The following is an 11,898-nucleotide window of genomic DNA, read 5'->3' as shown; positions in this document are numbered from 1 at the left end:
AGCTTCTTGATCGTTCTACGTAATCGCCTGCGAACGTTCCGTGACGAGCTAGATACTGCTCTCACCGCATCAAAGCTTCAAGTGGTTCGAATTAGATTCTCGAAATTTCGATGACTGAGTGTCGACTTTGGGAGGGACGACCGGGATGGCGAAGATCCAGGCGAGCGGCTACAGCCCGACGATCAAGAAACGCGCCCTCAGTCGGAAGCTCGTCGAGCTGCGCGAGCAGTGCGGCATGACGACCAGCGAGGTGTGCAAGCGGCTGCACTGGAGCCCGTCCAAGCTGAACTACATCGAGAAGGCCAAGTGGGTCGACCCCAACAGCGATGCCGTCGCCGACCTCTGCGAGCTCTACGGCGTGAGCCCGGCCGATACGCAGTCGCTGATCGAGCTGACCCGCGAGGCGCGACAGCGAGGCTGGTGGCGAAAGTACAACAACGTCTTCCGGGACGACTTCGTCGGACTGGAGGCCGGGGCGGCGGAGATCCGCACCTTCGAGTCAGTCTTCATACCGGGGCTCCTCCAGGTGCCCGGCTACATCCAGATGGTCACCCGCATCGCCGGAATCGAGGATCCGGACGAGATCGGGCGGCATGTCGACGCCCGCCTACAGCGACAGAAGATCCTTACCAGGAGACGCGATCCGAGCCGGTTGAAGGCTCTGATCGACGAGAATGCCCTGCTCAGGATCAGCGATCGCGAGGTTCTCGGCGACCAGGTACAGCACCTCATCGACATGTCGGCCCGTCTCAACATCGACATCCAGGTCCTGACGATCGCCGACGGGATCTATCCGGGAACGAGCGAACCATTTGTTCACCTGCGCTTTCCCGATCCCACCGACCGGGACATCATCTACCTCGAAACCACGGTCGACGATCGGATGTTGGAGGAGAAGGATGAGCTTGCGCGCTATATGGTCAGGTTTGACCGGATGTGTGCGGCTGCTCTCGACCCTGTCGCCACGTATGAGCACCTGACCCGACTGATTGAGTGAACTGAATGGACATTTCCAAGACGAGGTGGCGCAAGAGCAGCAGGTCCAGCGGTGGCGGCCAGAACTGCGTAGAGGTCGCACGCATGGGAGGCTCCGTGATGATCCGGGACAGCAAGGACGAGGCGAGCCCCGTCCACCTCCTTCCCTCCGCGGCCTTCCGGATGCTGGTCGGGCGGATCAAGCAGGGTGGGCTGGACCTGTAGGGCGACGGCGGGGCCGTCGCGAACTGGCGCAGGCCGACCGAGTTGGCCGATCGCGCGTACCTGACGAAACAGCTCGGGTGAGGCGACATGGATTCATCGCAGGCAGTCTGGCGTAAGAGCAGCAGGTCGCAGGTTGGAGGCAATGAGTGCATCGAGGTTGCCGCAGCCGGGTCGACGGTCATGATCCGGGACAGCAAGGACGGGGCGGGGCCCGTCCACCTCGTCCCCTCCCCGGCCTTCCGGAGGCTGGTCGGGCGGATCAAGGGGGGCGGGCTGGACCTGTAGGGGGGTGGGGCCCTTGCATCGATTGCGCAAATCAATCGCAGAACGGACACGGACCGCGTTCTCGGGGTGGTTCCGAGGAATATGGTCGTGCGTGACATCTGGGGTTGAGATTGGTCAAGCCGCCTAGGAGGCGACGTGACGGCGCGTATCGTCCATCGGCCGGCGCGGACGGTGCATCCGCTCCCTTCGCGGGACGTCCGGCAGGTGGAGGCGCCCCCCACGCTGCCCGAGGCGGGCGGGACGGGGAGCCAGCTGTTCGCCATCCTGCCGATGGTCGGGATGATGGGATCGCTCACCGTGATGACGGTGCTGCGCAACCCCGCGTTCATCGCGCTGGGCGCGGTGATGCTGGTCGTGGCGGTGCTGGCGGGCGGGGCGCTGCTGGTGTCGCGACGGGGGCAGGTGTCGCGGCAGCGGCGGGGGCAGCGGGAGCGGTACCTGGAGTACCTCGAGGAGCTGCGCGAGGACCTCGGGCAGGTCGAGCGGGACGCGCGGGCGCACGGGCGGCTGCTGCATCCGCCGCCTGAGGCGCTGTACGACGTCGTCCGGGATCCGGCGCGGTTGTGGGAGCGGCGGCGGCCCCATCCGGACTTCCTCCAGGTGCGGGTCGGCACGGGGACGGGGCCCGGGACGCCGCTGGAGCTGGGCGAGCAGGGGACGGCGCTGGTGCCGACCGATCCGTTCATGCTCGCGGAGGCCCGGGGCGCGATCGGGCGGTTCGCGACGGCGCCGGATATGCCGCTGACGGTTCCGCTCGACATGGCCGGCAACGTGAGCGTGATCGGTTCGCGGGACGACGTGCTGGCGGTGAGCCGGGCGCTGCTGGTGCAGCTCGCGTCGTTCCACGCGCCCGAGGACGCGGCGCTCGGGGTCGCCTGCGGGAGCGACCGGGTCGCGGACTGGGACTGGGTGAAGTGGCTCCCCCATGTGCTCGATCCGGCGCGGCGGGACGGGCCGGTGCCGGTGCGGCTGATCGCGTCCGGCCCGCAGCGGCTGAGCTCGCTGCTGGCCGACGATCTGCGCGACCGGACCGATTTCGCGACCGAGATCCGCCGTGGGCTCGGGCAGCGGGACGCGTACCGGTTGCTGCGGCGGCTGGTGCTGATCCACGACTCGTACGGGGAGACGGCAACGGAGCTCGTCCGGCCGGACGAGACGATCGGGCCCGGGGGGCTCGCCGCGACCGTGGTGCATCTGCTGGCCGACCGGACGCACGAGCCCGGGGACGTCGGGGTCCGGGTCATGGTGCGGGACGGGCAGGTGCAGGTGGAGGACCTGCGGGAGGGCGTCCCGGAGGTCCGGGCGGGGTCGCTGGACGAGGTCCCGGCGCCCACGGCGGCGGGGCTGGCGCGGATGCTCGCGCCGCTGCGGCTGTCCCGTGAGTCCGTGGAGGAGAACGCGGTGCAGAGCGGCGGCGTGGACGTCACGGCGCTGATGGGGGTGGAGGACGCCGAGGCGCTGCCGCTCGGGCGGCTGTGGGCGCCGCGGAGCGAGCGGGCGTTCCTGCGGGTGCCGATCGGGGTGGACGACACCGGGCAGCCCGTCATCCTGGATCTCAAGGAGTCGGCGCAGCTCGGCATGGGCCCGCACGGGCTGTGCGTGGGGGCGACCGGGTCCGGCAAGAGCGAGCTGCTGCGCACGCTGGTGCTGTCGCTGGCGGTGTCGCATCCGCCCGAGCAGGTCAGCATGGTGCTGGTCGACTACAAGGGCGGCGCCACGTTCGCGCCGTTCGCGTCGCTGCCGCACGTGGCGGGGGTGATCACGAACCTGGAGGACGACGCGGGGCTGATCGAGCGGGCCTACGCGAGCCTGTCCGGGGAGGTGCAGCGCCGCCAGCAGGTGCTGCGGGACGCGGGCAACATCGCCAACATCGGTGACTACAACCACCAGCGGACCCATGGGCGCCCGGAGCTGCCGCCGCTGCCGCACCTGCTGGTGATCATCGACGAGTTCGGGGAGCTGCTGACGGCGCGGCCCGACTTCATCGAGCTGTTCCTGTCGATCGGGCGGATCGGGCGGAGCATCGGGGTGCACCTGCTGCTGTCGAGCCAGCGCATCGAGGGCGGCAAGCTGCGCGGGCTCGACACCTACCTGTCGTACCGGATCGGTCTGCGGACGTTCTCGGAGGAGGAGAGCCGCACGGTCCTGGACTCCCCCGACGCGTTCCGGCTACCCGCGCTGCCGGGGTTCGGCTACCTCAAGGTCGACACGAGCCTGTACCAGCGGTTCAAGGGCGGCTACGTGTCGGGGCCGTACCGGGGGCCGATGGCCGCGGAGGACGAGGTGGACGCGGGTCCGGCGCCGGTGCGTCCCTACGAGGCGTACAGCGCGGCGGACGCGGCGGAGCCGTCGGGCGATCCGCAGGAGGAGGACCGGCTGCCCGAGCGGACGGTCGGGCCGACGCTGCTGGACGTGCTGGTCTTCCAGCTCGTCGGCGAGCGGGTGCAGAACATCTGGCTCGCCCCGCTGCCGGCCGCGACGACGCTGGACGCCGTCGCCGGACCGGTGCGGGTCACCGAGCTGGGGGCGCGGACGGCGGCGGACGCCCAGCCGCTGCGGGTTCCGGTCGGGCTGCTCGACGAGCCGCGGCGGCAGTGGCAGGGCCGGTGGGATCTCGATCTGACCGTGGCGGGCGGCCATGTCGCGATCATCGGGGCGCCGCAGACGGGGAAGACGACGCTGCTGCGCACGCTGGTGCTCTCGCTGGCGCTCACCCATACCCCGGCGGAGGTATCGGTGTACGCGCTCGACCTGGTGGGCGGGGGGCTCCAGGCCGTGGCGGGGCTGCCGAACGTCGGCGGGGTCGCGGGGCGCACCGACCGCGAGCGGGTGCGGCGCACGGTCGAGGAGGTGCGCGGGATGCTGGAGCGGCGGCAGGAGGTCTTCCGGCTGCACGGCGTCGACTCGGTGGCCCGGCTGCGGCTGCTGCACGCGGCGGGGCGGGTCCCGGAGCTGCCGTGCGCGGACGTGGTGCTGGTGATCGACGGGTTCGGCGGGCTGCGGGACGACTTCGAGGAGATCGACGATCTGGTGTCGGACCTGCTGCAACGGGGCAGCGGGTACGGGATCCACATCGTCGCGGGGATGCTGCGCTGGAACGACGTCCGGATCGCGATGCAGTCGAACTTCGGGCAGCGGGTCGAGCTGCGCCTGAACGACGCGACCGATTCGTCCATCGACCGGAAGCTCGCCGAGACCATCGGCGCCGGGCTGGCGGGGCGGGCCCTCACCGACGGCGGGCTGTTCGGGCAGGTCGCGCTGCCCCGGGTCGACGCGGTGCCGGACACCGGTGATCTCGGCGAGGCGGTCGAGGCGACGGCGCAGGCGGTCCGGGGCGCCTTCACGGGCACGGCCGCGCGGCCGGTGCGGGTGCTGCCGCACCGGCTCGCCGCGGCGTCGCTGCCCGGTCCCGGCCTGGCACCGGACGCGGTGCCCGTCGGCGTCGACGAGCAGGCGCTCGGAACGGTGCTGCTGGACCTGTTCGACGGCGACCAGAACCTGCTCGTGCTCGGCGACGGGGAGTGCGGCAAGACCAACCTGCTCAGGCTCGTCGCGGCCGGGCTGGCCGACCGGCATCCGCCGGGCGAGGTCGTGTTCGCGGTGATGGATCCGCGGCGGACCCTCGGTGATCTGGTCGCCGAGCCGTATCTGGGCGGGTACGCGACCAACGCGCGCGCCTGCGCGGGGCTCGCCGCAGGGGTCGCCAAGGAGCTGGAGGGGAGGGTCCCCGAGGCCGCGGGCGGCGGCGCGGTGGCCGGGCCGCGCGTCGTGGTCCTGGTGGACGACTACGACCTGCTGACCGCGGCCGGGCAGCAGCCGCTGGACGCGTTCCTGCCGTTCGTGGCCGCCGGACGCGACATCGGGCTGCACTTCGTGCTGACCCGGCGGGTCTCCGGGGCGAGCCGGGGGCTCTACGACCCGCTCGTCCAGGCCGTCCGGGAGACGGGGGCGACCGCGCTGGTGATGTCCGGCGACCGGTCCGAGGGGCAGCTCTTCCCGCCGCTGTACCCGGCGCCTCAGCCGCCCGGGCGGGGGATGTGGATCCAGCGCGGGCGCCCGGCCCGGCTCGTCCAGACCGCGCTGCTGGACCCCGCGGCGGGGCCGGACGAGGGGACGGGAACGGCCTCGGCGCGGCGTTGACCATGTTGTCCGGCTTCCGCCTGGAGCGGATGACCGGACCGGAGCCTCTTTCTGAAACGTAGGCTGATACCTCGGTTTTGATCTCTATTGGGGAGAACGTGTGCGGCTGCCGGAGCACCTTGAGCTACTGCTCACCGACGAGCCGGTCCTGGACGTCTACTCGCACGGGCCGTGGCGGGTGCCGGACGGGCTGTTCGAGGAGATCGGCGCGCGGATCGACGGGCTGGCCGCCGATCCGCGGTGCGCGGAGCTGACCACCGACGAGCACAAGCTGCTGACACTGCCGGCCTCGCTGGTGACCGCGGAGATCTTCGGGATCCTGGCGTTCCTGCCGGGCGGCGGGGCGATCAAGGCGGGGTCGCGGTCGCAGCTTCCCGAGCGGCTGCTGCACCGGCACCTGGTGAACCCGGGGCCGCTGAGCACGCGGATGACCAGGTGGGACGCGCCCGGCGGGCGGTGGCGTCCGCCGGTCGACTGGCTGATCGAGACGCCCGACCGGAAGCTGGCGATCGAGCTGGCCCGCGACTGCCTGGTGGCGCTGGAGGGCATCGAGCCGCTGGAGGCCCGGCGGACGGCGCTGCTGCGGCTGTACGACGAGCCGCCCGCGTGCGATGTGAACCTGCCCAAGATGGAGCTGCGGGAGCACTGGAACGCGCACGCGTCCGACGACACCGTCGCGGCCGTCCCCGAGCTGCTCGGGCCGGTCGGGTACCTGGAGTGGGTGTGCTCGGGGCTGCTCGCCGCGTACGAGCACCTGGTGCAGCTCGCGCCGCGCGAGGAGACGGTCGAGGGGCATCTGATCCAGCTCCTGCTCCAGGGCAGCCTGGAGCACGTCCCGGCCGAGCTGGTCGCGGCGCTGGGCGAGGACCGGTACCGCGATCTTCAGCAGCGGTTCGCGCATGAGCGGCGCGGGTTCAAGGCGGGGTCGTGGCAGGAGCAGACCCGGGCGTGGCTGGCCCGCGCGCTGGTGTCGGGGGGCGCGGACGCGTGCCGGGCGTGGCTCGACATGGCGATGCGGTTCGTCGCGATCGTCCAGGGGCTGCCGGGCGACCCCTGGTTCCCCAAGCCGGAGTGGATCCCGGTGAGGCAGTTCCAGACCGATCTGCGCCGGCTGTACGCGCCGCGGCGGCGGGTGGTGAACCCGCTGACGACCGGGCTGCCCGCGCCGGCCGAGCGGCCCGAGCCGCAGGCGCGGCCGGAACTGGCCAGCGCGCTGGTCGGCCAGCCCGAGGTGGCCGCCGCGCTGGCGGAGCTCAGCCAGGGCAGCGAGCCGGTGCGGCTGCTGCTCGCCGGGCCCGACGGGACGGGCAAGCGCGACGCGGCGCAGGAGCTCGGCAAGGCGCTCGCGCTCGGCCGCGATCCGCTGTGGGTGACCGACAACCTGTTCTCCGGGCAGCGGCTGCCCGACGCCGTCGCCAAGCTGCACGCCGACGTGCGGGACTGCACCGGCGACCGGCTGCTGATCATCGAAGGGCTGGACGCCATCGTCGCCGAGCCGGGCAACGGGGAGGCGCTCGCGGGCGAGCTGCACCGGCTGCTGGCCGTCCACCCCGACCTGCATCTGGTCGCGCTGTGCGGGGCGGGCGGCGACGAGCGGATCCGGGAGGTCAACCCGGTGCTGCCGCAGCGGTTCCGGATCGCGCACACCGTGCCGTTCACCGCTGAGGGGCACGCCGAGCTGTTCCGGCGGGCGGTGGAGCGGCGCGGGGCGCGCGCCACCCGGCACGCGATCACCGCGGCGGGCACGGTGCTGGCCGCGACGCCGCCGGTCCAGACGCTGCGGAACGCGCGGCTCGCGCCGCAGCTCGCCGACCAGGTCGTCCAGGCGGCCCGCGCCCGGACCGCAGCGTCCGCAGGGGCGTCCGGAGGGGCCGCGCCCGGGGCCGGGGCGGGCGCGGAGCTGGTGATCAGGAAGCAGGACGTCCCGGCGACGCTGGACACCGCGCAGGCGGCCGGCGACCCGCTGGCCGAGCTGCGCGAACTCACCGGGCTCGACACGATCAAGCACGAGATCGCGCTGCTGATCGCGGGCACGCACGCGGCGCGGCTGCGCGGCGAGTCGGGGCTGCGGGTCACCGCGCCGACCCGGCACATGGTGTTCACCGGCAACCCGGGCACGGGCAAGACGATGGTGGCGCGGCTGCTCGGCCGCATCTACAAGAAGCTCGGCGTGCTGTCGTCCGGGCACCTGGTCGAGGCGTCCCGCGCGCATCTGGTCGGCGAGTACATCGGGCAGACCGCGCCGCGGACCCGGCGGCTGGTCGAGCGGGCGATCGGCGGGGTGCTGTTCATCGACGAGGCGTACACGCTGACGCAGTCGCCGCTGAAGGGCGACTACGGGCACGAGGCCATCGCCGAGCTGGTGAAGCTGATGGAGGACCACCGGGAGGACCTGGTGGTGATCGTCGCCGGGTACCAGCAGGAGATGGCCGACTTCCTGGTCGCCAATCCGGGGCTCGACTCGCGGTTCCCCAAGCAGCTCCACTTTCCCGACTACGCCGACGACGAGCTGATCGCGGTGTTCGAGCAGCTCGCGGGCGCCGACGGGTTCCGGCTCTCGCCGGGCACCTCCGACGACCTGCTGGCGATGCTGCGCCGGGCGCCGCGCGGGCCGTCGTTCGGGAACGGCCGGCTGATGCGCAACCTGCTCGACGTCGCGGTGGCCAACCAGGCCGAACGGGTCGCGTCCGCGGCGCTGCGGGCCGCGCGTCCGGGCGGCGAGGACGGCGGCGAGAAGGTCGTGCCGCCGACCACCGACGAGCTCGTCACGCTCGGCCCGGAGGACCTGCCGCCGCTGATGGACCACCCCGAGGAGCTGTACGGCCTCTACCTGTAGGCGCGACCGCCCGCCAAGCCGCGGCCACCCCTAGGGGAGATGTCCCCTTCTCGTGGGTATGACGGTATGTGCGAGTCCCGGACCTGGCCGGCTTCCCCAGCCGACGGCGAGGAGGGCGTGCATGCCCGGACCCGACGACCAACGCCTGCCCGCGCTGCTGCGCGGGATAGCCGAGCGGGAGACCGCGCGGCTCCGCGACGGGACGCTGCCCTGGACCTGGTGGCTGGAGCACGCGGCCAAGCACGGACGGTACGGCTTCACCAACACGCTGCTGATCTGCGCGCAGTGGCGGGCGGCCACCGACGTGCGCGCGTACGAGGAGTGGCGCACCGCGGGACGGCAGGTCAGGAAGGGCGAGACGGGGATCCGGATCCTGCCGGACGCGAACGGTCCGCTTGGGCGCCGCACGACCCGGACGGCTGGGCCCCGGGCCGTGTTCGATTTCGCTCAGACGGACGGCCTCCCGTTCGGCCCGTCCGCTCCGGCGACCCCCCGGCAGGCATGGGACCGGCTACTTCCCCTCGCCGTCCGCTACGGCCTGCACGCCGAGCGTCCACAGGACGACCTCGATGCGGTCTGGCGGGTGGCCCACCAGCTCGCTCACGCACTAAGAAGCGGCGACCGAATCGACCCACCGGACCCGTCCGCCTGCGACGGGCTGCGCAGGATCGAGGCGGACTCAGTGGCGTTCCTCGTCCTCGCCCGGTGCGGGCTGGCCCCTCCCCGCACGGCGTTCCCGGCGTCCGCGCCGTGGGCCGCCGCGCCTCTGGGCGACCGGATTCTGCGGCTCGTCCAGACCATCCACGAGCAGGCGTGCTTCGCGGGCGACCTACTGCCTGCGGCGCATCGCTTCTTCCGGGCCCGTCTGGCGGACGGGTGGGTGCCCGCCTATCTAGAGGGGCGCGGTTTCCCGTCCAGCGTCCAGCAGCAGTGGCGGATCGGATACGCGCCGCGCGGGACGCACGCCCTCACCGACCACCTGCGGGGCCTGGGGCACGACGATGCGGCGATCCTGGCGGCGGGACTGGCCCGCCGGGGACGCGGCGGCCGGCTGTACGACGTGTTCCGGGACCGCGCGATGTTCGCCATCCGCACGGCGGACGGCAGGATCGCCGGGTTCATCGGCCGCCTGCCCGACGGCGGCACCGGCCCGAAGTACCTCAACAGCCCCGACTCGGCCTTCTTCCACAAGGGCGACCTTCTCTACGGGCTGCACGAGGCCCGGGAGCGGTTCGCGGGCGGCGCCCGTCCGGTCCTGGTCGAGGGGCCGCTCGACGCGATCGCGGTCGGCCTCGCGGCGGCGCCCCGCGAGCACGCGGCCGTCGCGGCGTGCGGGCTGTCCCTGACCGCCGCGCAGCTCGCCGCGCTGGGCCGGGCCGCCGATCTCGACCGGACGGGGCTCGTCCTCGCGCTCGACGGCGACCCGGCCGGGCGGACCGCCGCGCTGCGCGCCTGGGAGACCCTCGCGCCGGTCGGCGGGCCGGTCGAGGCCGTGCCGTTCCCGACCGGACGCGACCCCGCCGACCTGCTGCGCGAGGAGGGCCCCGGCGCCGTCCGGCGGGCGCTGAGCGGCACCGCCGGGCTGATGGACCTGGTCGTCGACGGCGCCGTCGAGCGGTCCGGCGGGACGCTCGGCACGCCCGAGCAGCGGCTGGCCGCGATCCGGGCCGCCGCCGCGGTCATCGCCGCCGGGCGTCCGGCCGAGGCCGCCGCGCAGGTCGTCCGCGTCGCGGCCCGCCTCGGCGTCGATGCCGGCGCCGTCACCGACGCCCTCGTCGACGCCGTCAGCCCGGCCGCCCCGCCCTGACCCCGTCAGGCGGAGGATCCGGCTGTGACGCGTTCCGCCGCGGCGAACAGGAGGTCTTCGGCTCCGGCCCGGGTGACGAGCTGGACGCCGACCGGGAGGCCGCGCGACGTCCCGGCCGGGACGCTCAGCGCGGGCAGCCCCAGCGCGTTCCACGGGCACGTCAGGCTCATCAGGGCCGGCAGCAGCGGGCCGAACGGGCTGTCGCGGGTCCCGATCGGCACCGCGGTGAGCGGGACGGTGGGCAGCGCCAGCACGTCGTGGCGGGCCAGCAGGCCGGCGACCTCGCGGGCGAAACGATCACGGTCGCGGACGGCCCGCACGTACTTCCAGGCGGGCACCTCCCCCATCCGCCGCAGCCGTCCGAGCACCTCGGGCTGGAAGAGCTCCGGGGCGGCGGCGACGCGTTCGGCGTGCACGTCGTAGGTCTCCGCCGCCTGGAGCGCGGAGAACGTGCGGAGCAGCGGCGCCAGGTCGAGCCGTTCGGCGGGCGCGTCCGGGAAGGCGGCGCGGGCGACGCGTCCCACCTCGGCGTCGACCTGCGGCGGCTCGATCCAGCACACTCGCGGGGCGCTCTCCGCCCGGCCGTCCGCCGCCCGGCCGTTCGCCGTCACGCCGTCCGCGGCCCGGCCGGTGAGCACGCGGTAGGCGGTGCGGCAGTCCGCGGCGGTGGCGGCGAGGACGCCCACGTGATCGAGCGAGACCGCCATCGGGAACACACCGTCCGCGGGGATCTCGCCGTACGCGGGCTTGAACCCGGCGATCCCGCAGAGCGCGGCGGGGATCCGGATCGAGCCGCCCGTGTCGGTGCCGAGCGCGAGCGGCACCATGCCGGCCGCGACCGCGACGGCGCTCCCGCCGCTCGACCCGCCGGAGATCCGCTCCGGGTCGCGCGGGTTGCGCGAGGGGCCGTCGGCCGACACGTCGCCGCTGGACCCGGCCGCGAACTCGTGCGTGACGGTCTTCCCGACGATCACCGCGCCCGCCGCGCGCAGCCTGCGCACGCACTCGGCGTCCTCGGCGGCCAGGTGGCCGCGGAAGTGCGCCGAGCCCATCCCGGACGGCAGCCCGGCGACGTCGACGATGTCCTTGATCGCGACCGGGACGCCGTGCAGCGGGCCGTGGTCGGCGCCGCCGGCCAGGTCCGCGTCGGCCCGGCGGGCGGCGGACGCGGCGCCCCCGGCGTCGACGGTCACGAACGCGTTCAGCGCCGGGTCGATCGACTCCAGCGCCCGGCCCAGCAGCTCGGCGGCCGTCGTCCGGCCGGACCTCAGGTCGTCGCCGAGGCCGGCCAGCGTGCGTCCCGCGAAGAATCCGTGCATGCCGCCCCCGTCGTCACCGTCCGTCCGGGCAGCATGCTCCGCGCGGCGATCTTCGGTCAAGGCCGCGTCCGGACGGGCCGGGGCCATTCGCCGCACTCCAGGGACCGCTCGTCGCGCGGGGGTGCGGTCCGGTCAAGTTACGGACTGGTACGCGGCAAGCTTCTTCCCACCTGGAGGGCCGGCACCGGTTCCGTGGGGGGCGGGGCGGCGGCCCGGCGAGGACGCCGCCCCTGAAGCCGGTGCCCGGCCCGTGGACCGGGCGGGGAAAGGGGTCGCGGCGGACGGTCGAGGGCGCGCACCGTCCGCCGTGG

Annotated in this window: 7 protein-coding genes; 6 read left to right on the top strand and 1 reads right to left on the bottom strand. The window is 73.5% G+C overall.

The annotated features are described in order from the left end of the window. The first annotated feature begins 145 nt into the window (after nt 1-145). From OHA34_RS29105 to OHA34_RS29080, 6 genes are all read left to right on the top strand, one after another. On the top strand, nt 146-997 hold the full coding sequence (locus tag OHA34_RS29105; protein ID WP_285938201.1) for a helix-turn-helix domain-containing protein: 852 nt from the start codon (nt 146-148) through the stop codon (nt 995-997). 5 nt (nt 998-1,002) lie between these two features. Then, nucleotides 1,003-1,200, top strand: coding sequence for a DUF397 domain-containing protein (locus tag OHA34_RS29100; protein WP_329519515.1), 198 nt, complete (start codon nt 1,003-1,005; stop codon nt 1,198-1,200). A gap of 87 nt (nt 1,201-1,287) precedes the next feature. After that, a complete protein-coding gene (locus OHA34_RS29095) occupies nt 1,288-1,485 on the top strand; it encodes a DUF397 domain-containing protein (protein WP_329519514.1) in 198 nt (65 codons plus the stop codon). A gap of 135 nt (nt 1,486-1,620) precedes the next feature. Then, nucleotides 1,621-5,625, top strand: a complete 4,005-nt coding sequence (eccCa, locus tag OHA34_RS29090) for a type VII secretion protein EccCa (protein WP_329519513.1) — start codon at nt 1,621-1,623, stop codon at nt 5,623-5,625. A 100-nt stretch (nt 5,626-5,725) separates the two neighbouring features. Next, a complete protein-coding gene (locus OHA34_RS29085; RefSeq protein WP_285938206.1) occupies nt 5,726-8,461 on the top strand; it encodes an AAA family ATPase in 2,736 nt (911 codons plus the stop codon). 121 nt (nt 8,462-8,582) lie between these two features. Continuing rightward, complete coding sequence (locus OHA34_RS29080; RefSeq protein WP_329519512.1) at nt 8,583-10,268, top strand: toprim domain-containing protein; 1,686 nt, start codon at nt 8,583-8,585, stop codon at nt 10,266-10,268. Nucleotides 10,269-10,273: 5 nt separating this feature from the next. Here the strand turns inward: OHA34_RS29080 and OHA34_RS29075 are convergent, their stop codons facing one another. Next, complete coding sequence (locus OHA34_RS29075; protein ID WP_285938209.1) at nt 10,274-11,587, bottom strand: amidase; 1,314 nt, start codon at nt 11,585-11,587, stop codon at nt 10,274-10,276. Nucleotides 11,588-11,898 lie beyond the last annotated feature (311 nt).

This window comes from Spirillospora sp. NBC_01491, from assembly GCF_036227065.1.
Taxonomy (GTDB): Bacteria; Actinomycetota; Actinomycetes; order Streptosporangiales; family Streptosporangiaceae; genus Spirillospora; species Spirillospora xylanilytica.
Note: the sequence above shows the minus strand (reverse complement) of the source record. Positions and strands in the feature narration are given on the sequence as shown.